This window comes from Streptomyces sp. SD31, assembly GCF_052068475.1.
In the GTDB taxonomy this organism is placed as follows: Bacteria; Actinomycetota; Actinomycetes; order Streptomycetales; family Streptomycetaceae; genus Streptomyces.
Genome location: NZ_JBQHCX010000028.1, coordinates 1 through 20,440, shown reverse-complemented (window position 1 = coordinate 20,440; position 20,440 = coordinate 1). Strand labels below are relative to the sequence as shown.

Sequence of the window (20,440 nt, the reverse complement as noted above, 5' to 3'; positions counted from 1 at the left end):
GGCTCCCTACAGATCCCCACGGGCCCCTACGGCCGTACCGTACGCGGCCCCGCCACCTCCGCCCCCAACTCCGTCACCCTGCGGCGCAGTTCCCGATCCGCGGTCACCACCAGACAGGGCCGCCCACCCGCCCGCGCGACGAGCTCCACCATGTGATCGTCCCCGCTCCCGGCAGCGGACTCCACCCGCACGCCCGGCACGGTCTCCACCCCGCGAGCGGCCCCCTCCACCACGAGCACGATCTCGACCGGCCCCGGGTACCCCGGCACACCGTCCGCCGCCAGCCGGTCCCGCAGCCGCTCGGCGGCCCCGCGCCGATCCCGCCACCAGCCGTCGGGCACGGATCCCACGACATTGGCGGCGTCGACGATCACGAGCAGCGGGCTGTCCTCAGTCATGGGGCAAGCGTCGCACGGCGTGGCTCACTCCTCGGCCGTCCCGTTCTCGTCGAAGCTCGCGAAGTACGCCGCCGCCATGTCCTCGTTCCCGTGTCCCTGTGCGGCCGCCCGCTCGAAGCGCTCCGCACTCGCCGCCGCCACATCCAGGCGTACGCCGTACCGCTCGCCCGCCTCCACGATGAGCCGTGCGTCCTTCGCCGCAGTGGACACCGCGAACTGGGCCGGGGACAGCCCGTCGTTCAGGACCAGCCCGGTCTTGGCCCGCAGATACCCCATGTCGAGCGGGCCGCCGTCGATCACGTCGAAGAAGCGCTGCGGATCCACGTCCAGGGCCTTGGAGAGGGCCAGCACCTCACTGGCCGCGTTGGTCACCGCGAGCACCCAGCTGTTGGCGACCAGCTTCAGCCGGGTTGCCGTGCCCGCCCCGCCGTCCTCGCCGGTCCACACCGTACGGGCGCCGACGGCGTCGAACACGGGCGTCACCGTCCCGCGCCCCTCGACCGGCCCCGCCGCCAGCACGGTGAGCCGGCCGGCCTCAGCGGGCTGGCGCGTGCCGAGCACGGGGGCGTCGTAGAAGACGAGGTCGTGCTCGCGGGCGAAGACGGCCAGGTCGGCGATCGCCTCGATGCCGGCGGTCGTCGACTGTACCCACGTGGCACCGGAACGCAGCGCGGGCGCCGCCTCACGCATGACGTCCAGGGCGGCGGGACCGTCGTAGAGCATGGTCAGGACGACGTCGGCGCCCTGGACCGCCTCGGCGGGGGTGTCGGCGACGAACGCGCCGTCGGCGGCCAGGGGCTCGGCCTTGGCGCGGGTGCGGTTCCAGACACGGACGGTGTGGCCGGCCCTGGCGAGGTTGCGGGCCATGGCGGCGCCCATGATGCCGGTACCCAGGACGCTCACGGTGAGCTTGTCGGTCATGACGTCGACTTCCCCTTCTCCTACGGACTTTGCTGCCGACGTCCAGCCTGCCTTCTCGGCGCCGGGCGGCACGCACCTGACCGCCGAGTCATGTGCGATCGCTCCAGATTGTGATCAACGGAATCCGCGGCGCCCAGGCCTTCGACGAGCCCGGCGGGTGCCGCGCCTGACCAGGCAGGGGGCGGCACGCGCGCGCCCACCCGCCCCGCATAAGGTGAAACGGTGAACGGCGACTGGCTCATCCGCGGCCGCGACGGCCGCCTCAGCGTCTATCTGCCGACCGACGACGGCGTCCTGTGCCGGGCGGAACTCGGACCCGGCGGCCCCTGGGAACCCCCGCGCCGGGTCGGCGGCGACCAGAAGCTGCGCCCCGGCCCCGCGGTCGGGCAGGGCGCCGACTCCTACGCCCATCTGGCCGCCTGGCGGCCCACCAAGGCGGGCGAGGCGGGCCTCGTCCACTCCACGCACTTCCGCCCGCGTCTGGCCGCCCTGGACTGGATCTCCATCGGCCACCCGGACCAGGCCGGCGACCGCACCGGCACGCCCGCCGTCACGGTCGACGCCCAGGGGCGGGCCCACGTCTTCGTCCCCAACAAGGCGGGCGGGGTGAGCATGCGCGGCCAGAAGGAGGTGGGCGGCTGGGGCCCCTGGCGCGACCTCAAGGGGCGTGAGGTACAAGGCGAGTTGGCGGCCGTGACCGGCGAGTCCGGACGGGTCGAGCTGTACGCGGCCGTCCCCGGTGCCATCCTGCACTGGCAGCAGGAGAAGCCGGGCAGCGTCCCCGTCCTGGAGGAGGCGATGGAGACCCCGGTCCGCCCCGGCACCCTGCATGCCCTGGCCACCTCCGCGGACCACACCACCCTCTTCTACGCCGACGACTCCGGCGACCTGTGCGCCTGGCGCCCCGGCATCAAGCCGGTGACGTTGCTGCCGTCCGCCGGCCCCGGCCCGGTGTCCGCGATCCGCTGCGAACTCGACGGCCACGACTGCACGTTGCTCGCCCAGCGCTCGGCGAGCGGCCGCGTAGCCTTCGCCGCGTATCCGACGGAGCAGGAGTCGGCGGGGGCGTGGTGGACGGAGTCGGGGCCGCAGTTGCCGGTGGACGCGGTGGTGGGGCTGGCGGTGGACGAGGCCGAGCGGGTGGTGGCGGCGTCGGTGTCCCCGTCGACGAGGCAACTGCTGCTCACCCGACGCAAGGACGAGCCGGGGCTGGCGTTGGAGGCTTGGCGGGAGGTCTGAGGCGCCTGAGGGGTGGGGGCCGCTCTTGTACGGCGGCTGCGGGTGGTACGTGGCTGCTCTGAACGCCGGTCCCGGCAACTTCAGCCTGTCTGGGGGCGTAGCCCCAGGCACGTGCGCGCAAACGCCGGTGCCCCGCACACCGAGTCGGCATGCGGGGCACCGGCGTTCACAGCGGAGCGCTTACGCGGGGACGCTCGCCACGCCCGGGGCCAGGAACTTCTTGCCGTTCACGCGCTCGGAGACACCCTCGCGGTCCAGGTACGGCGTGATGCCGCCCAGGTGGAAGGGCCAGCCGGCGCCCGTGATCAGGCAGAGGTCGATGTCCTGGGCCTCGGCGACGACGCCCTCGTCGAGCATGAGCCCGATCTCCTGCGCCACGGCGTCCAGGACGCGGGCGCGGACCTGCTCCTCGGTGAGGACGGTGTCGCCCTGCTTCAGCAGCGCGGCGACCTCCGGGTCCAGCTCGGGCTTGCCGGAGTCGTAGACGTAGAAGCCGCGCTTGCCCGCCTTGACGACGGCCGCGAGGTTCGGGGACACCTTGAAGCGGTCCGGGAACGCCTTGTTGAGCGTCTCGGAGACGTGCAGGCCGATCGCCGGACCGACCAGCTCCAGCAGCACCAGCGGCGACATCGGCAGGCCCAGCGGCTCGACCGCCTTCTCGGCGACCTCGACCGGCGTGCCCTCGTCGATGACGTTCTGGATCTCGCCCATGAAGCGGGTGAGGATGCGGTTCACGACGAACGCCGGGGCGTCCTTCGTCAGCACCGCGGTCTTCTTCAGCTTCTTGGCGACGGCGAAGGCCGTGGCCAGCGAGGCGTCGTCGGTCTTCTCGCCGCGGACGATCTCAAGGAGCGGCAGCACCGCGACCGGGTTGAAGAAGTGGAAGCCCACGACCCGCTCGGGGTTCTTGAGCTTCGACGCCATCTCGGAGACCGACAGCGAGGAGGTGTTGGTGGCGAAGATCGCGTGCGCCGGGGCGACCGCCTCGACCTCCGCGAACACCTGCTGCTTGACGCCGATCTCCTCGAACACGGCCTCGATGACGAAGTCCGCGTCCGCGAAGCCCTCGGCCTTGTCCAGCACACCGGTGACCAGGGCCTTCAGGCGGTTGGCCTTGTCCTGGTTGATACGGCCCTTGCCGAGCAGCTTGTCGATCTCGGCGTGGACGTAGCCCACACCCTTGTCGACGCGCTCCTGGTCGATGTCGGTCAGCACGACCGGCACCTCCAGGCGGCGCAGGAAGAGCAGCGCCAGCTGCGAGGCCATCAGGCCCGCGCCGACCACACCCACCTTGGTGACCGGACGCGCGAGCGACTTGTCCGGCGCACCCGCCGGACGCTTGCCGCGCTTCTGCACCAGGTTGAAGGCGTAGATGCCGGACCGCAGTTCGCCACCCATGATCAGGTCGGCGAGCGCCTTGTCCTCGGCGTCGTAACCCTGCTGGAGGTCGCCGTTCTTGGCGGCGGCGATGATGTCGAGGGCGCGGTAGGCGGCCGGAGCGGCCCCGTGCACCTTGCTGTCCGCGATGAAGCGGCCCTTGGCGACGGCCTGGTCCCAGGCCTCACCGCGGTCGATCACCGGACGCTCGACCTCGACGTCGCCCTTCAGCACCTGGGCGGTCCAGTTCAGCGACTGCTCCAGGAAGTCGGCGCCCTCGAAGATGGCGTCGGCGATACCGAGGTCGAAGACCTGCTGTCCCTTGAGCTGCTTGTTCTGGTTGAGGCTGTTCTCGATGATCACCGAGACGGCCTTGTCGGCACCGATCAGGTTCGGCAGGATCGTGCAGCCGCCCCAGCCGGGGACCAGCCCGAGGAAGACCTCGGGAAGCGAGAAGGCGGGCAGCGCCTTCGACACGGTCCGGTACTTGCAGTGCAGACCGACCTCGACGCCACCGCCCATGGCGGCGCCGTTGTAGTACGCGAAGGTCGGCACCGCGAGGGCCGACAGGCGCTTGAAGACCTCGTGGCCGCCCTTGCCGATGGCGAGCGCGTCCTTGTGCTCCTTGAGGAGCTCGACGCCCTTGAGGTCGGCGCCGACGGCGAAGATGAACGGCTTGCCGGTGATGCCGACGCCGACGATGTCACCGGCGGCGGCCTCGGCCTCGACCTGGTCGATGGCGGTGTCGAGGTTCGCCAGCGACTGCGGGCCGAAGGTGGTCGGCTTGGTGTGGTCGAAGCCGTTGTCCAGCGTGATGAGCGCGAAGCGCCCGGCGCCGTACGGCAGGTCGAGGTGACGTACGTGCGCGGACGTCACGACCTCGTCGGGGAACAGCTCGGCCGCTCCCTTGAGAAGTTCAGCGGTGCTCACTTGTCGCCTCCGGCGTCCTTGTGGTGCGGGTTCTCCCAGATCACCGTGGCGCCCATGCCGAAGCCGACGCACATGGTGGTGAGGCCGTAGCGGACCTCCGGCTGCTCCTCGAACTGGCGGGCCAGCTGCGTCATCAGACGGACGCCGGAGGAGGCGAGCGGGTGGCCGTAGGCGATGGCGCCGCCGTACTGGTTGACGCGCGCGTCGTCGTCGGCGATGCCGTAGTGCTCCAGGAAGGCGAGCACCTGGACCGCGAAGGCCTCGTTGATCTCGAAGAGGTTGATGTCCTCGATCGACAGACCGGCCTTGGCGAGGGCCTTCTCGGTCGCCGGGATCGGGCCGTAGCCCATGACCTCGGGCTCGACGCCCGCGAAGGCGTACGAGACCAGGCGCATCTTCACCGGCAGGTTGTTCTCACGGGCGAAGTCCTCGCTCGCGATGATCGACGCGGTGGCGCCGTCGTTCAGACCGGCCGCGTTACCGGCGGTGACCCGGCCGTGCACACGGAACGGGGTCTTGAGACCGGCGAGGCTCTCCAGGGTGGTGCCGGGACGCATCGGCTCGTCCGCCGTGACCAGACCCCAGCCGGTCTCGCCGGCCTCGGCGTTCGTCCGGCGTACGGAGATCGGCACCAGGTCCTGCTGGATCTTGCCGTTGGCGTAAGCCTTGGCGGCCTTCTCCTGCGAACGCACCGCGTACTCGTCGGCGCGCTGCTTGGTGATGGTCGGGTAGCGGTCGTGCAGGTTCTCGGCGGTCATGCCCATGAACAGCGCCGACTCGTCGACCAGCTTCTCGCTGACGAACCGCGGGTTCGGGTCCACGCCCTCGCCCATCGGGTGGCGGCCCATGTGCTCGACACCACCGGCGATGACGGCGTCGTAGGCGCCGAAGGCGATCGAACCGGCGACGGACGTCACGGCGGTCAGGGCGCCGGCGCACATACGGTCGATGGAGTAGCCGGGCACCGACTGCGGCAGGCCCGCGAGGATGCCGGCGGTACGGCCGAGGGTCAGGCCCTGGTCACCGATCTGCGTGGTCGCGGCGATGGCGACCTCGTCGATCTGCTTCGGGTCGAGACCGGGGTTGCGGCGCAGCAGCTCCCGGATCGCCTTCACGACGAGGTCGTCGGCACGGGTCTCGTGGTAGATGCCCTTCGGGCCCGCCTTGCCGAACGGGGTGCGGACGCCGTCGACGAAGACGACGTCCCTGACGGTACGAGGCACGATGGCTCTCCTCCAGGTGCGGGATGGCACTGCTGCGGTGCGCTGCGCTGAGCGCGCGCTCAGGACCCATGCTACTTATGAGTAACGTAGCTGCACAGTCCTGGCAGGGGGAGCGGCGAACGTCACATACGAACACCGGGGGCGGGGAGCGCCCCTTTGGTCACCGAGGCGGCGCTGTGGACCCCCGAGGAGTCAGCACCGGAGTGGGCACCGGATGCGACCCCACCCCATCCCCCATGATCACCCCGAACAACGTCCGAGCCACCTCCGCCCCGAACCCATGCACGTCATGACTCATCGCGGACAAGGTCGGATGCGTGAGCCGGCACAACTGCGAGTCGTCCCAGGCAAGCAGCGAGACATCCTCCGGCACCCGCAACCCCATCTCCGCCGCCACCGAAAGCCCCGCCACGGCCATGATGTCGTTGTCGTACACGATCGCCGTCGGCCGGTCAGGCGGCGCAGCCGTGAGCAGGGACCGTGTCGCCCGCGCCCCCGCCTCCCCGGAGAAGTCGGTCGCCACCTGCCACGCCCCGGCCAGCGCCAGCGCCCCGGCCGCCTCGTCGAACGCGGCCGTACGGATGGACGTGTGCCCGAGTGCCGCCGCCCCGCCCACCCGGGCGATCCGCCGATGCCCCAGCGCGGCCAGATACCGCACAGCCTCCGTCACGGCGGTGGCGTCGTCGGTCCACACCGACGTCAGCCCGCCCGTCAGCGACGGGTGCCCGACCGCGACCACCGGCATCTTCAGCCGCTGCGCCGCCGCCACTCTCGGGTCGTCGGCGCGGAAGTCGACCAGGATCGAACCGCCGATCTGCCGCCCCCGCCACCACGACTCCTGGAGCCCGACCTCCTCGTCCAGATTCCGTACGAGCCTGAGCAGCAGCGAACAGGAGTGCTCGGTCAGGACGCTCTCCACGCCGGAGACGAACTCCATGTAGAAGGGTTCGAGGCCGAGCAGCCGCGCCGGCCGGCAGATCGCGAGGCCCACCACGTCCACCCGCGACCCGGCCAGCGTCCGCGCCGTGAGGTTCGGCGCCCAGCCCAGCTCCCGCGCGGCCCGGAAGATCCGGTCCCGGGTCGCCTCCGACAGCCCCGGCTTGTGGTTGAAGGCGAGGGACACGGCACCCTTGGACACACCGGCGCGCGCGGCGACGTCCTTGATGGTGACGCGGGGGGTCGGCGTGGCCGTCATCGGCTGGGCTCCATGCAGTACAGGGCGGAGCGTGCGGCCTGCGCGTCGGGAGTCTCCCAGCCGTGCACCCCGATGGTCACCTCTTCGCCGGGCAACAGCGTGACAAGCCCCTGGTCGGCCCGGGCGTCCGGATGCAGCCGATCGGCCTGGAGCAGCAGGTCCCGTACGAGGGTACGGGCCGTCACCACGATCCCGCCCGACACGAGCGCCACGTCGAACTCCGGCCGGGGATACGGGACTTCCCGATCCGGCGCGGGGAAGTGCACGGCCCGCAGGCTGTCCGCGTCCGCCACGAGGAACTCCTTCGGCCCGACCGGCTCCAGCTCCCTGGGCACACCGACCCGGTTCACCGTCCGCCCCTCGGCACCGAACCCCACACTCGTCTCGCCGACCACCACCCCCTCGACGGACATCCGCCGCAGCCGCACCGCCCCCGCCCAGCCCTCGGCCGCCTGATTGACGACGGCCAACTCCAGCCCGCCGTCCCGCACTTGCAGCGTCAGCAGCCGGTCCGCGTACAGTCGCCGCAGCTCGTGGTACAGCGGCTTCTCCCGCCCGTCCCCGTCGATCGCCGCCCAGGACGTCACCGGCCAGCAGTCGTTGAGCTGCCATACGACCGTGCCCGCGCACACCGGCCAGTGCGACCGCCAGTGCTCGATCCCGGCCGCCACGGCCCGCGCCTGGTTGACCTGCGTGAGGTAGTGCCAGCGGTCGAAGTTCCCCTCGGAGTTCCCCTCGAAGTCCCCCTCGGGAAACGCGAAATGCCGCTCCAGCCCCCGCCGCAGCTTCCCATTCCCGTCGTCCGCCTTCTGGTGGTGCAGCATCCCGGGGGAGTCCGGCGCGAGCTCCTCGCCCGGCAGCGCGCGCCGCAGCGTGGCGTACGCGGGCGGCGCCTGCCAGCCGAACTCGGCCACGAAACGCGGCACGCTCAGCCGGTAGTCGGCGTAGTCCTCCCGGTTCCACACCTCCCAGGAGTGGTGCGTACCGTGCGCCGGATCGTTGGGATGCCGGTCCCACGACCCGGACCAGGGGCTGCCCGCCGTGTACGGCCGCGTCGGATCCAACTCGGCCACCACACGCGGCAGGAGGCCCAGGTAGTACCCCTCGCCCCAGGAGTCCCCGGCCAGCCGGGGCTCCCACTCCCAGTCCCGGAACCCCCACAGGTTCTCGTTGTTGCCGTTCCACAGCACGAGCGAGGGATGCGGCATCAGCCGTACGACGTTCTCGCGGGCCTCGGCCTCCACCTCCCCGCGCAACGGCTGCTCCTCCGGATAGGCGGCGCAGGCGAACGGGAAGTCCTGCCACACCAGCAGCCCCAGCTCGTCGCAGGCGTCGTAGAAGTCCTCGCTCTCGTAGATCCCGCCGCCCCAGATCCGTACGAGATCCACGCCCGCGTCGGCCGCCTGCCGCAGCCGCTCCCGGTACCGCTCGCGGGTCACCCGGGACGGAAACACGTCGTCCGGGATCCAGTTGACGCCCCGCGCGAACAGCCGTTCGCCGTTGACGGCCAGGGTGAAGCCGGTGCCGTGCTCATCGGGCCGCCGGTCCAGCTCGACGGTCCGGAAACCGACCCGCCGCCGCCACACATCCAGCGCCTCCTCGCCCTGGAGAAGCGTCAACTCGACGTCGTACAGCGGCTGTTCACCGGATCCACGAGGCCACCACAGCTCCACGTCCGGCACGGTCAGCCGTACGACCCCGCCCGCCCCGTCGATCCCGGCCCGCGCTCGCATCCCGCCGACCGTCGCTTCCACGGTGAGCGGCGCCTCGACCCGGGTCCGCTCGACGTCGACCGCCAACTCGACGTGTCCGGTGCCCTGTTCGACGGTCACCAGGGGCCGTACGCGGGCGATCCGGGCCGTCGACCACTGCTCCAGCCGCACCGGCCGCCAGATCCCGGCCGTCACCAGGGTCGGCCCCCAGTCCCAGCCGAAGGAGCAGGCCATCTTGCGGAGGTACTGATAGGGCTCGGCGTACGCGGCGGGCCGCTCGCCCAGCTTGCCGCGCACGGCCTCGGCCTCGGCGTACGCGGAGGCGAAACGCACCGAGAGCCGCCCGCTCAGCCCCGTCACGTCGAAGCGGTACGAGCGGTGCATGTTCCGTACGCGGCCCAGGAGTCGACCGTCGAGCAGGATCTCGGCGACGGTGTCGAGCCCGTCGAAGACGAGGTCGGTCTGCTCGTGCTGTTCGTTTGCCGACTGGGCGGACGCCGCCGTCAGGTCGGTCTCATAGGTCCAGTCCCGCCGCCCCAGCCACGCCACCTCGGCCTCGTTCCGCCCGAGAAACGGATCCGGGATCACCCCCGCCGCCAGCAGATCGGTGTGCACACAGCCGGGCACGGCGGCCGGGAGTGCCGCTCCTTCGTGCCGCAGGGTCCATCCGTCGGTGAGCGGTGTGGCCTGAAGCATGCGCGCTCTCCTAAACCGATCAAGTCCCAGCGCGGGAAAACCAATTGGCATCGTCGGCCATCGTTGGCGAGATACGGACTTTACCGGTTAAGAAAACGTTGTCAGAGTTCGGAACCAGCCAACCCGCTCGTGCTCGTCCGTCCCAAGAACGGAGCTGACGCACATGAACCGCCGTACGTTCCCCGCCATGGTCACGGGTGCCCTGCTGCTCTCGGCGTGCACCGGCACCGGAGGAAGCTCGCAGGGGGCCGAGGCCAAGGCGGCCGCCGACCCGTCGAAGGTGAGCGGCACCATCACCGTTCTCACTCATCGGACCGACCTCGTGCAGGACGGGACGATGAAGAAGTACGCCGCGGAGTTCAACAAGACGTATCCCAAGGTGAAGGTCGAGTTCGACGCCATCACCGACTACGAGGGCGAAGTCAAGATCCGTATGAACACGGAGAACTACGGCGACGTCCTCATGATCCCGGCCGTGATCGAGAAGAAGGACTACCCCAGGTTCTTCGCCTCGCTGGGCGCCCAGGCCGAGCGGAGCAAGAAGTACCGTTTCACCGACTACACCACCGTCGACGGCAAGGTCTACGGCCAGAGTCCGCTCGGCGCCGTCCCCGGCTTCATCTACAACAAGAAGGTCTGGAGCGAGGCCGGAATCACCGACTGGCCCACCACACCGGACGAGTTCCTCGGCGACCTGAAGGCGATCAAGTCGAAGACCGACGCGATCCCGTACTACACCAACTTCAAGGACATGTGGCCGCTGAGGCAGTGGACGGAGGTCAACGGCTCGGTCAGCTGCGACGAACAGGCCACCACCAGGCTCGCCGAGGGCAACCCGTGGGCCGAGGGTGCCGATCTGCGGACCGGCGACAGGCTGCTGTACGACATCGTGCACTCGGGCCTCATCGAGAAGGACCCGACGACCACCAACTGGGAGGCGTCCAAGCCCCGGATCGCCAAGGGCGAGATCGCCACGATGTGGCTCGGCTCCTGGGCGGTCATCCAGATGCAGGGCGCGGCGAAGCAGGCCGGCGCCGACCCGGACGACATCGGGTTCATGCCCTTCCCCGCCCAGAAGAACGGCACGTTCTGCGCGGTGACGCTGCCCGACTACAACCAGGCCGTCAACATCAACTCCGAGCACAAGGAGGCGGCCCGCGCCTGGATCGACTGGTTCACCGACAAGTCCGGCTACGCGGCGGACAACCTCGCGCTGTCCCCGCTCAAGGCCGATCCGCTGCCGGCGATCCTGAAGCCGTACGAGGAGGCGGGCGTCAAGCTCCTCGACCTCGACGACGCCAAGGGCGCCCAGGTCAAGTCCATCGACAACCAGTCCGAGGTCGGCATCTACAAGCCCGACTACCGCCAGGACCTCGTCGACCTCGCCCGCGGCGCCACGAAGGGCAGCCTGGACGACTTCCTGAACGGCCTCGGCAAGAAGTGGACGGACACCCAGAAGTCGCTGGGGTCCTGATGACGGATACGACCGAGAAGGCGGAGGTCGAGCCCTCGTCAGGACCGACCGTCCCCGAACCGGCCCCCGCCCCGCGCACAGCCCGTCTGTGGCGCGGGGCCACCCCCTGGCTCTTCCTGCTCGCCCCGCTGGCCCTCCTGCTCACCTTCACCTACGCGCCGATCGCCAACATGGTCGCGTACAGCTTCACCGACTGGGACGGCGTCAGCCCCGAGCTGCACTACACGGGCACCGAGAACTACGCCGAACTCTTCACGCGCTCCGACCTGTTCGAGGTCTTCTGGGTCAGCGGCTACTACCTGGCCGCGTCCGTCTTCCAGATCGTCGCCGCGCTCTACTTCGCGACGATCCTGAGCTTCAACGTCCGCTTCCGGAACTTCTTCAAGGGCGTGCTGTTCTTCCCGTACCTGATCAACGGGGTCGCGATCGGCTTCGTCTTCCTCTACTTCTTCCAGGACGGCGGCACCCTCGACTCCGTCCTCGGCCTGTTCGGCGTGGAGACGGACCGAGCCTGGCTCGGCACCCCGGAGTCGGCTAACACCTCCCTCGCCGCCGTCTCCGTCTGGCGCTACCTGGGCCTGAACTTCGTGCTCTTCCTCGGCGCGATCCAGTCGATCCCCGGGGAGCTCTACGAGGCGGCCGAACTGGACGGCGCCGGCCGCTGGCACCAGTTCCGCTACATCATCGCGCCCGGCATCAAGCCGGTCCTCTCCCTCACCGTGATCCTCTCGATCTCCGGCTCGCTCTCGGTCTTCGAGATCCCGTACATCATGACGGGCGGGGCGACCGGCACCGAGACCTTCGTGATCCAGACCGTGAAGCTGGCCTTCCAGTTCAACAAGACGGGGCTCGCCTCCGCGGCCGCGGTCGTGCTGCTGCTGATCGTCCTGGCCGTGACCTGGGTACAGCGGCGCCTCGTCCCCGACGACAAGGTGGACCTCGCATGACCCGCCGCGCGGTGGCCCGCACCCTGGTGTACCTGTCCCTGATCGCCGCGACGGCGGTGGTCCTGCTCCCGCTGGCGGCGGTGGTCCTGACGTCGCTCAAGTCCGAGCAGGAGATGGCGAACGACAGCGGAGCGCTGGCCCTCCCCGACGACCTGCTGAATTTCGGCAACTACGCGACGGCGTTCCAGGACGGCCGGATGCTCTTGGCCTTCGCCAACACGGCGATCATCCTGCTCTTCGCCATCGGCGGCACGGTCCTCATCGGCTCCATGACGGCGTACGCCATCGACCGCTTCACCTTCCGCTTCAAGAAGCTGGTCGTGGCCCTGTTCCTGATCGCCGCGCTGGTCCCCGGCGTCACGACCCAGGTGGCGACCTTCCAGATCGTCAACAGCTTCGGCATGTTCGACAGCCTCTGGGCGCCGATCGCCCTCTACATGGGCACGGACATCGTCTCGATCTACATCTTCCTGCAGTTCGTCCGCTCCATCCCGACCTCCCTGGACGAGGCGGCCCGCCTGGACGGCGCCAACGCCTTCACGATCTACCGCAAGATCATCTTCCCGCTGCTCAAGCCGGCGATCGCGACGGTGGTGATCGTCAAGGGCATCACGACCTACAACGACTTCTACATCCCGTTCCTCTACATGCCCTCGGAGGACCTTGGCGTGATCTCGACGTCGTTGTTCCGCTTCAAGGGCCCGTTCGGCGCCCACTGGGAAACGATCTCGGCAGGATCGGTACTGGTGATCCTGCCGACCTTGCTCGTCTTCCTGCTGCTGCAGAGGTTCATCTACAACGGCTTCATGAAAGGCGCGACCAGGTGAGAAGCCTCTGGGGTCTGTCGTCGATGTGATCTCGGTGGGTGGATCATGGTCGGGTGATAGGTCGCCATGAACTGACCGATGGCGAGTGGGATTTCGTGCGGCCGTTGCTGCCTGGGACGTCGATGGGGCGGCCGCGGACGGATGACCGGGCGATGCTCAGCGGGATCGTGTGGAAGTTCCGGGCCGGGGTGGCCTGGCGGGAGGTGCCCGAGCGGTACGGATCCTGGGCGAGCCTGCACACCCGTTTCCGACGCCGGGCCGCGGACGGCACGTTCGACCGGATGCTGCAGGCCGGGCAGGCCCGGGCCGACGCGGCCGGGGACGTCGACTGGCTGGTGTCGGTCGACTCCGGCATCGCCCGGGCCCACCAGCACGCGGCCGGGGCCCGAAAAGGGGCACCGCAGCCCGGCGCTCGGACGCTCCAGAGGCGGGCTGACCAGCAAGATCCATCTGGCCTGCGACGGCCCGGGCCGCCCGCTCGCCCTGGTGCTCACGGGCGGCAACACCAACGACTGCACTCGGTGCACCGCCGTGATGGAAGGGATACGGGTCCCCCGCCTGGGGCCGGGACGGCCGCGAGTGCGGCCCGCGCACGTCATCGGTGACAAGGGCTACAGCTCGAGGGCGATCCGCACCTGGCTGCGGCGCCGCACCATCTGTCACACCATCCCGGAGCGGGCCGACCAGGTCCGCAACCGTGCCCGACGCGGCAGCCAGGGCGGCTACCCGCCGGCCTTCGACCGTGAGGTCTGCAAGCGACGCAACGTCGTGGAACGGTGCTTCAACCGTCGCGTTCCGGGGATCCGATGAGTCGGCCCGTCACCATGGACCAGGCGTCAGCGACTGCACCGAAGCCCCGCAGGTGTTACTCGTCGAGGAACTGAATGGCGTGCTTCAGGAACCGCTCGGGATACTGGAACTGCGCTCCATGCCCGGCATCGGGGTAGATCAGCAGTTGCGCGTTGGGGATGTTCTGGGCGAGGTGCCAGGAGTTGATGGAGGCGATCATCACGTCGTTCTCGCCGTTGAGGACCAGCGTCGGCTGGGTGATCGCGTTCAGGAAGGCATAGGGATTCTCGCCCGGCAGCGGTTCCGCGTAGGCCGTGACCGCTTCGAACTGCGCCTGTGCGACCGCGGGCGAGCTCGGCGGGTCCTGGTCGGCCCGCTGGTGGCGGCGCTCCCAGAAGGCCTTGCCCGCTTGCTTCGCGGCTTCCGAGCGGCCGAAGAACAGGAAGAGGAAGTCCTCCAGGGTGGGGACCGGGTTCAGGGCGTACTGCGGCACCTGGGGGTCACTTGTCGGGTCCCCGCCGCGGAGGCCGGTGCCGAGCAGGAGGAGCTTGCGCACCAGCTGGGGGTGGCGCAGCGTGACCTCCTGCGCCTGGTAACCGCCGAGCGAGAAGCCGAGCAGGTCGACCTGCTCCAGCCCCAGTGCCCGGATGACCGCGGCGATGTCGTCGGCCATGTCCTCCATCCGGTTACGCGGCGTGCCCGATGACGAGGCGATGCCGCGCCCGTTGAACAGGATGACCTCACGGCCTTCGGCCAGGCCGTCGGTGAGCAGCGGGTCCCAGTGGTCCATTCCCCCGCGGAAGTGCTGGACCAGGAAGAGCGGGACTCCGGAGGGCTTGCCCCAGCGGCGGTAGGCGAATCGGTCGCCGTCGACCTCGATGTACTGAGTCGGTGCGGTCAGATGTGTGTCACTCATGGCCTGGGCCTTTCTGTAGTGGGTGAGCAATACGATGACGGTCATCATCTAAAAAGTCAACCTCTTTGATGTCGATCGACATCTATGTATGCTTGACCGTCGAGCGTCGACCGAGGAAGGGAAGGCTGGACATGCGGGTCACCAAGGCACAGGCAGAGCAGAACCGGGCCCACATCGTCGCGACAGCCGCCAGGCTGTTCCGTGAGCGCGGATATGACGGTGTCGGCGTGGCGGAACTGATGGCAGCCGCCGGGTTCACTCATGGCGGGTTCTACAAGCACTTCCGCTCCAAGGCCGACCTGATGGCCGAGGCGTCCGCGAGCGGGCTGTCACAGACCGCGGCGCAGGCCGAGGGCCGGGACGCCGCCGAGTTCGTCGAGCGCTACGTCTCCCGGGAGCATCGCGACGGGCGCGGTGACGGCTGCACCATCGCGGCCCTCAGTGGCGATGCCGCACGCCAGCCGGCGGACATCCAGAAGGAGTTCGCGGCGGGGATCGAGAGCCTGCTGACGGCCCTTCAGACCCAGAGTGATACGCCGGGGGATGCGGATGCGGACCAGCGCGCGACCCGCACCATGGTGATCGACATGCTCGCCCACTCGGTCGGCGCGGTCATGTTGTCGCGCGCATGCCCGGACGGTTCTCCGCTGGCGGACGAAATCCTCGATGTCTGCCGCAAGGAGATTCTCGCGTCACTGGCACGCGGCAACAGCGACCAGCCGGCGGCACGGAGCCCAGAAGCCTGACCACAGCCGACCGACGCAAGCCCCACCACCCCCCGGTCACATGCCGCCGCAAGACGGCTGCGGTCCGAACGTGCGGGGTCGCGCGGGGCTCCCGCCGGGGTGGTCTTCCCGTTGTACGCGCATGAAGACAGGCCGATCCAACAGGGAAATGGCGACGATGCCTTCGATGCCCTGGTCCGGGAGTTGTCGGTACCAGGTCATGGCCACCGTGGGGTCGTCGGTCATCGGTACCAGCTGGATCGGTGGCCCGACGTCGTACTCCTGCAGCAGGTCGGCGAGCAGGGCGCGGCGGTCGTCGTACTGCCGTCCTCGGACGTCGCCGTGCTCGGGGTGGAGAAGGATGTCCCACGCCACGCCACGAAATGGGCCGGCAATCTCCGAAATCCCAGCAGCACGCGGTGGCGGTAGCCCTCCGGCCGCCCGCCCCACCCCTCCGGCCGTGTCGGAATGGGCAGCAACGGCCGGACGATCTGCCATTTAGGAGTTCGGGCCATGACGCAGCCGAGGACCACCCGGATGGTCGCCCGGGCCTGAGGCTGGGGCCGCGCTTCAGCGAGGCAGCAGGACGTCGACCTGCCTGCGGATGTCCTGCACGATCTCCTCGACGCTCAAGGCGATGTTCATGCTCGCCGCCATGCTGAGGAACATCACGGCGGACACGATGTGTGCCAGCGTCGCGGCGTCGCCCTGTGCGACCCGTTCGTCTCGGCGCAGCACGGCGGCGACGGCCTCTTCGGTCTGCGCGACGATGGCGAGTGCCGCGCCGTGCCGGGGCTCCTCGGGGTCGCCGAAGACCATCTCTCGCAGGTAGGTGCGTCCGTTGTCGATCTGGATGCGGTTGCACTCGACGATCGGCCGGACGATCGCCAGCACCGCGTCCAGCACGCCTGGGACGGTCTTGGCGTCCGCCCGGCCCTGCTCAAGTGCTTCGGCGTACTTGGCGTTCTGGACAAGGAGGAGGAGTTCGCCCTTGGTCTTGGCATAAAGGAACAGGGTCCCGGTGCCGATGTCGGCCTTGTCGGCGATCTGCTGGGTCGTGACCTCGTCGACGCCGTGTTCGGCGAACAGTTCACTGGCGGCAGCGACGATGCGGTCGAGTTTTTCCTGCTTGTTCCGCTCGCGCCGTCCGACCGACTGGGAGGCGACAGACATGGACGGTGTCCTCCAGGGATAGATTCTGACTGCAATCAGTTGCGATTGCAGTCGCTATCGCGTGGGCTCGAATGTGGCTCCGCTCATTCTCCCACGGCCGGGCGAGGAGTCATTGCTCCATCCGTACACCGCCACGCACCTCACATCCCCTTGGCAGAAGGAACCAGTGCCCTCTCTCGATGGAGCAGTCGTCCTCGTCACCGGCGCCAATGGCGGTCTCGGCACCCACTTCGTCCACGACGCCCTGGCACGCGGCGCCGCCAAGGTCTGCGCCACCGCCCGTTTCCCCCCGCGCCTGGGACGACGAACGCATCGTCCCCCTGACCCTTGACGTCACCGACCGCGCATCGATCGCCGCGGCCGTCGCCGCCGCGGCGGATGTCACCGTGCTCGTCAACAACGCGGGCGCCATCCCGCCGAGCGCGAGCCATCTCTTCACGTCGGGCCCCCGTGATCCATGGCGTTCGAACACTTGGCCGACCGGCGTCGAGAAGTGCACCGTCGCGGCCGTCGAGCGGTGGATGTCGGTGTCGGCGAAGCCTTGGTCAGGCCATGCTCGGCACGCACTCGTCCGCGCATCATCCGGTGTAGTTCGTCCAGCGAACGCCGGGGCACTTCCCCCGCCGCCACTCGCAGCGGTGTCGGCGGGTACAGGCTGCGCCACTGGGTGGTGAGTCCCGGCCAATCGGCCCGTGGCCCGGAGAGGGCGCCGATGCGTTCGAATTCGCCCGCGATGTTGGTGCGCCGGTCGACCAGGGTGCCGAAGACGTCGGAAATCAGGTGGGCCCCAGGGCAAAAAAGGACGGACGCGGCATCGGCTGCGTCCGTCCTCGCTTTCTGATGGGTGTCAGCGTTGCTGGTTGGCGATGCCGATGTAGTGCCCGAGCTGGTACTCGAAGTCGATGCCGGCCTGTTCGACGACGGCCTGCGTGCCTGCGGCCCGGGTGAGGAAGCCGGGGAGGGTGAGGGAGTGGGTGAACTCGCCGTACGCGGCGACCAGGTCCGCGTCCGGGGGCAGGGTTGCCCGGTTGATCTGGGCTTTGGCCGAGGCGAGTGAGGTGCGGTCGAAGGAGGCGAGCCGGGCGGCGACGGTGCCGACGAAGGCGTCGAGTTCGCTGTCGGGGAGGGCGCGGGTGACCCAGCCCCAACGCTCGGCGGTGTCGGCGTCGTAGTCGTCGCTGGTGAGGATGGCTTCCAGGGCGCGGTCGCGTCCGATGGCGCGGGGGAGGCGTTCGCTGCCACCACCGCCGGGGAGCAGTCCGCTACCGACCTCGGGCTGTCCGAAGATCGCCTTCTCACGACTGGCGTAGCGCAGATCGAGGGCGAGGGCGAGCTCGTTCCCGCCGCCGCGGGTGCGTCCCCGGATGACCGCGATCGTGATGTACGGCGCTTTGGAGAGTTCCAGGACCAGATTCGTCCAGGCCGGCACCGCGTCCGGGTCCTCGGGGGCGGGGAAGTCGGCGGCGGCGGCCAGGTCGAAGTGGTTGTAGAAGAAGTCGGGGGTGGCGCTGTCGAACAGCACGACCTGGATGTCCGGGTCGGTGGCCAGTTCGGTGACGATCTCGATGAGGCGCAGGACTGTCTCGCCGGTGATGAGGTTGACGGGCGGGTTGGCGAAGGTGATCTTCGCGATCTGCGGTGAGGTGCGCTCGTAGTGGATGGTGCTCTGCTGCTCGCTCATGGCTGGCTCCGGATGCGTGAGGGGTATCAGACGGTGATTGGGGTGCGAGGAGGGCAAGGAAGCCGGGGCGGATGGATTGCTGAGCAGATCCGTCGGTCCCGCTTCCCGTCTGCGCTGCTCACTCCTGGTAGCGCGGGAGGATCTCGCCGTTCTTGACGTAGGTGAGGGTGGCGCTGACGTCGTAGGCGTGGATCGCGGAGACTTGCGGTGCCAGCCGGTTGGACAGGTCCTCGATCACGTGGCCGGTGAAGAAGGCGTCCCGTGCTGCGGTGTCGGTGAACCCGAGGCTGACGGAGGCGTGGAAGTGCTGGTCGTGGGGGTTGTCGTGGGCGACGTCCGGGGTGTCCCAGAGCTTTTCGATCCAGGGCAGGAACGTCTGCGTGCGCAGCTCCTTCAGCACTCCGGTTTCGGCGAGCGCGGGTGCGAGCTGCTCGTTGACGAACTTCCGGAAGGCGCCGGCGCCGACCCCGTGTCTGCGGCGAAGGTAGATCAGCGCGCGGGCACCGACCGTCTCTCCGGGGCCTGCGACGTCGTACCAGCGGGATGAGTTCGGCGGGCCGGCGTAGAGCAGGGTGCGGCGGAACACGTTGATCTCGTCGGCGTAGGCCAGCTTCGTCTGCTCGCGCCCTTTCAGGGGTGCAAGCACCGATTGGAAGGTGACTTCCGCGACGCCGTCGATCTTCCGGTCGGCGGGGATCGCGGTCTGGACCCCGTCGATGGCCGGCCACAGGCCCTTGTTGTGCTCGGCGAGGTGGATCTGCCGGTACTCCTCCAGGCCCGGGGTGGCGGAGATGATCCCTGAGTGCGGGCCCTTCCAGTGGTCCATGCCGGCCTGGCGGGGCTGGTCGGTGCGCACCCACAGCAGGATCGAGGAGGTGAGAGGCTTCTTCACTTCCAGGGGCGCGGCGGCCGGTGACGTGCTCATGATGTTGCCCTTTTTCCTGGTCAGCTGGTGGTCATCGCGCCAGGAACTCGACCGCTAGGGGGGCGAATTCCTGGTGGTACTGGAAGATGCCGCCGTGCCCTGAGTCGGGGTAGATGATCAGCTCGCTGCCCTTGATGCGCCGGTGCAGGTCCTCCGACAGGACCGAAGGCACCATGCGGTCGTTGTCGCCGTTGGCGATCAGGGTGGGCTGCGTGATCGACGACAGGTCGTCGGGGGCGGAGCGCCCCCACTTCTTGATCGCCTTCAGCTGCGTTTGGAACGCCTTGGTCTTGATCTCCGCGTCGCGGTCGACAGTGCGCTCCTTGAGCCGGTTGACGAACGCGCGCCCGGCGGCCTTGCCGGTGGCGTTGCGGTTGAAGAACAGGAACTCCTTGGGGTCCGAACGGGTCAAGGTGGCGCGCAGGATGTCCCAGTAGGTGATTCTGGCGACCTTGTCCATGTCCTTGCCGCCCTTGGGCCCGGTGCCGGTGAGGACCAGCTTGCGGACGAGCTCGGGGTGCTTCACCACCAGGGCCTGAGCGACCATGCCGCCGAGGGAGAAGGAGAAGACGTCGATCTTGTCGTACCCGAGCGCCTTGATGAAGGTGTAGGCGTCGTCGGCCATCGCCTCGACACTGTCCGGCACCTGACCGGTGGACGCCCCGACACCGCGGTTGTCGAAGGCGATGACGTGACGGCCCTTCGCGATGGGATCGATGATGCGGGGGTCCCAGTTGTCCAGGGTCGCGGCGAGGTGGACGAAGAAGACGACGGGGATACCGCCCTTCGGGCCCAGCTCGCGGTAGGCGTAGGTGACGCCACCGGCGTTGACGGTGCGGGCCGGGGCCTTCGCGTAGGAGGTGATGACGGCTTCGTTCGGGGTGTCGGTGCTACTCATGACGGATTCTCCTTGCGTGTTCTGTGTCGCTGCGTGTTTCGTGTCGCCCGTCGCGGTTGCGGCGGGTCAGCTGCTGCCGATGACGGCCTTGCCGCGAATGCCGCCCTGGGACAGGGACTGCAGCGCCTGCGGGGTCTGGTCGAAGCCGACCACCTTTCCCACGACCGGACGCACCACGCCCTGGTCGATGAGGGTGGTGATCTGGCGGAGCTGGTCGCCGCTGGCGCGCATGAACAGGAACTCATACGTCACGCCGAGCTTCTTGGCCTGCCTGCGGATCTTGCCGCTCAGGGCTGCGACCGCCAGGCGCATCAGCGGGTTCAGGCCGGCCTCGCGGGCGAACGCGGGGTCCGGGGGACCGGTGATCCCGATGGCCTTGCCGCCGGGCTTGAGC

The 20,440-nt window shown here is 69.2% G+C and carries 18 protein-coding genes and 1 pseudogene; 6 read left to right on the top strand and 13 right to left on the bottom strand.

From position 1 onward, the window contains the following. Positions 1 to 26: 26 nt before the first annotated feature. On the bottom strand, positions 27 to 398 hold the full coding sequence (locus ACTMVF_RS40650; protein ID WP_441276130.1) for an NTP pyrophosphohydrolase: 372 nt from the start codon (positions 396 to 398) through the stop codon (positions 27 to 29). A gap of 24 nt (positions 399 to 422) precedes the next feature. Then, positions 423 to 1,319: an NAD(P)-dependent oxidoreductase gene (locus ACTMVF_RS40645; protein WP_441276129.1), complete on the bottom strand. Its 897-nt coding sequence runs from the start codon at positions 1,317 to 1,319 to the stop codon at positions 423 to 425. A gap of 222 nt (positions 1,320 to 1,541) precedes the next feature. Between ACTMVF_RS40645 and ACTMVF_RS40640 the strand changes: the two genes are divergently transcribed. Next, a complete protein-coding gene (locus ACTMVF_RS40640; RefSeq protein ID WP_441276128.1) occupies positions 1,542 to 2,558 on the top strand; it encodes a hypothetical protein in 1,017 nt (338 codons plus the stop codon). Positions 2,559 to 2,738: 180 nt separating this feature from the next. Here the strand turns inward: ACTMVF_RS40640 and ACTMVF_RS40635 are convergent, their stop codons facing one another. The 4 genes from ACTMVF_RS40635 to ACTMVF_RS40620 form a co-directional block, all read right to left on the bottom strand. Beyond that, a complete protein-coding gene (locus tag ACTMVF_RS40635; RefSeq protein ID WP_441276127.1) occupies positions 2,739 to 4,865 on the bottom strand; it encodes a 3-hydroxyacyl-CoA dehydrogenase NAD-binding domain-containing protein in 2,127 nt (708 codons plus the stop codon). Continuing rightward, entirely contained in the window at positions 4,862 to 6,088 is a 1,227-nt protein-coding gene (locus tag ACTMVF_RS40630; protein WP_301996093.1) for a thiolase family protein, read from the bottom strand. Before ACTMVF_RS40630 ends, ACTMVF_RS40635 begins: the two co-directional genes overlap by 4 nt. Before the next feature lie 160 nt (positions 6,089 to 6,248). Further along, on the bottom strand, positions 6,249 to 7,283 hold the full coding sequence (locus ACTMVF_RS40625) for a LacI family DNA-binding transcriptional regulator (protein ID WP_441276126.1): 1,035 nt from the start codon (positions 7,281 to 7,283) through the stop codon (positions 6,249 to 6,251). Next, the gene (locus tag ACTMVF_RS40620) at positions 7,280 to 9,691 is read right to left on the bottom strand and encodes a glycoside hydrolase family 2 protein (RefSeq protein WP_441276125.1); all 2,412 of its coding nucleotides are present in this window, start codon (positions 9,689 to 9,691) and stop codon (positions 7,280 to 7,282) included. Before ACTMVF_RS40620 ends, ACTMVF_RS40625 begins: the two co-directional genes overlap by 4 nt. 163 nt (positions 9,692 to 9,854) lie before the next feature. On the opposite strand from ACTMVF_RS40620, the gene ACTMVF_RS40615 reads away from it, so the two are divergent. The 4 genes and pseudogenes from ACTMVF_RS40615 to ACTMVF_RS40600 all read left to right on the top strand — a co-directional run. Beyond that, a complete protein-coding gene (locus ACTMVF_RS40615; protein WP_441276124.1) occupies positions 9,855 to 11,165 on the top strand; it encodes an ABC transporter substrate-binding protein in 1,311 nt (436 codons plus the stop codon). After that, a complete protein-coding gene (locus ACTMVF_RS40610; RefSeq protein ID WP_441276123.1) occupies positions 11,165 to 12,112 on the top strand; it encodes a carbohydrate ABC transporter permease in 948 nt (315 codons plus the stop codon). The genes ACTMVF_RS40615 and ACTMVF_RS40610 overlap by 1 nt, the downstream gene beginning before the upstream one ends. After that, a complete protein-coding gene (locus ACTMVF_RS40605; RefSeq protein ID WP_441276122.1) occupies positions 12,109 to 12,939 on the top strand; it encodes a carbohydrate ABC transporter permease in 831 nt (276 codons plus the stop codon). The genes ACTMVF_RS40610 and ACTMVF_RS40605 overlap by 4 nt, the downstream gene beginning before the upstream one ends. A 53-nt stretch (positions 12,940 to 12,992) precedes the next feature. Next, positions 12,993 to 13,728, top strand: a pseudogene (locus ACTMVF_RS40600) (IS5 family transposase); the annotation flags it as partial. A 76-nt stretch (positions 13,729 to 13,804) separates the two neighbouring features. Here the strand turns inward: ACTMVF_RS40600 and ACTMVF_RS40595 are convergent. Beyond that, positions 13,805 to 14,644: an alpha/beta fold hydrolase gene (locus ACTMVF_RS40595; RefSeq protein WP_441276121.1), complete on the bottom strand. Its 840-nt coding sequence runs from the start codon at positions 14,642 to 14,644 to the stop codon at positions 13,805 to 13,807. 68 nt (positions 14,645 to 14,712) lie between these two features. On the opposite strand from ACTMVF_RS40595, the gene ACTMVF_RS40590 reads away from it, so the two are divergent. Next, entirely contained in the window at positions 14,713 to 15,390 is a 678-nt protein-coding gene (locus ACTMVF_RS40590; protein ID WP_441276120.1) for a TetR/AcrR family transcriptional regulator, read from the top strand. Between the two features lie 36 nt (positions 15,391 to 15,426). Here the strand turns inward: ACTMVF_RS40590 and ACTMVF_RS40585 are convergent, their stop codons facing one another. The 6 genes from ACTMVF_RS40585 to ACTMVF_RS40560 form a co-directional block, all read right to left on the bottom strand. Further along, positions 15,427 to 15,744 (bottom strand): hypothetical protein, encoded by a 318-nt coding sequence (locus ACTMVF_RS40585; protein ID WP_441276119.1) that lies wholly within the window; start codon positions 15,742 to 15,744, stop codon positions 15,427 to 15,429. 195 nt (positions 15,745 to 15,939) lie between these two features. Then, a complete protein-coding gene (locus tag ACTMVF_RS40580; RefSeq protein ID WP_441276118.1) occupies positions 15,940 to 16,542 on the bottom strand; it encodes a TetR/AcrR family transcriptional regulator in 603 nt (200 codons plus the stop codon). A gap of 847 nt (positions 16,543 to 17,389) precedes the next feature. Continuing rightward, positions 17,390 to 18,223, bottom strand: a complete 834-nt coding sequence (locus ACTMVF_RS40575) for an enoyl-CoA hydratase/isomerase family protein (protein WP_441276117.1) — start codon at positions 18,221 to 18,223, stop codon at positions 17,390 to 17,392. A 118-nt stretch (positions 18,224 to 18,341) separates the two neighbouring features. Next, a complete protein-coding gene (locus tag ACTMVF_RS40570; protein ID WP_441276116.1) occupies positions 18,342 to 19,148 on the bottom strand; it encodes a strictosidine synthase in 807 nt (268 codons plus the stop codon). Positions 19,149 to 19,179: 31 nt separating this feature from the next. After that, positions 19,180 to 20,046, bottom strand: a complete 867-nt coding sequence (locus ACTMVF_RS40565) for an alpha/beta fold hydrolase (protein ID WP_441276115.1) — start codon at positions 20,044 to 20,046, stop codon at positions 19,180 to 19,182. 66 nt (positions 20,047 to 20,112) lie between these two features. Next, positions 20,113 to 20,440: zinc-binding dehydrogenase (locus tag ACTMVF_RS40560; RefSeq protein WP_441276114.1), on the bottom strand; the 328-nt coding region annotated here is incomplete at its 5' end.

Coding starts and splice junctions, on each gene's coding strand:
- ACTMVF_RS40650 (WP_441276130.1), bottom strand. CDS start 398: ATGACTGAGGACAGCCCGCTGCTCGTGATCGTCGACGCCGCCAATGTC.
- ACTMVF_RS40645 (WP_441276129.1), bottom strand. CDS start 1,319: ATGACCGACAAGCTCACCGTGAGCGTCCTGGGTACCGGCATCATGGGC.
- ACTMVF_RS40625 (WP_441276126.1), bottom strand. CDS start 7,283: ATGACGGCCACGCCGACCCCCCGCGTCACCATCAAGGACGTCGCCGCG.
- ACTMVF_RS40620 (WP_441276125.1), bottom strand. CDS start 9,691: ATGCTTCAGGCCACACCGCTCACCGACGGATGGACCCTGCGGCACGAA.
- ACTMVF_RS40615 (WP_441276124.1), top strand. CDS start 9,855: ATGAACCGCCGTACGTTCCCCGCCATGGTCACGGGTGCCCTGCTGCTC.
- ACTMVF_RS40610 (WP_441276123.1), top strand. CDS start 11,165: ATGACGGATACGACCGAGAAGGCGGAGGTCGAGCCCTCGTCAGGACCG.
- ACTMVF_RS40605 (WP_441276122.1), top strand. CDS start 12,109: ATGACCCGCCGCGCGGTGGCCCGCACCCTGGTGTACCTGTCCCTGATC.
- ACTMVF_RS40595 (WP_441276121.1), bottom strand. CDS start 14,644: ATGAGTGACACACATCTGACCGCACCGACTCAGTACATCGAGGTCGAC.
- ACTMVF_RS40590 (WP_441276120.1), top strand. CDS start 14,713: ATGTCGATCGACATCTATGTATGCTTGACCGTCGAGCGTCGACCGAGG.
- ACTMVF_RS40580 (WP_441276118.1), bottom strand. CDS start 16,542: ATGTCTGTCGCCTCCCAGTCGGTCGGACGGCGCGAGCGGAACAAGCAG.
- ACTMVF_RS40575 (WP_441276117.1), bottom strand. CDS start 18,223: ATGAGCGAGCAGCAGAGCACCATCCACTACGAGCGCACCTCACCGCAG.
- ACTMVF_RS40570 (WP_441276116.1), bottom strand. CDS start 19,148: ATGAGCACGTCACCGGCCGCCGCGCCCCTGGAAGTGAAGAAGCCTCTC.
- ACTMVF_RS40565 (WP_441276115.1), bottom strand. CDS start 20,046: ATGAGTAGCACCGACACCCCGAACGAAGCCGTCATCACCTCCTACGCG.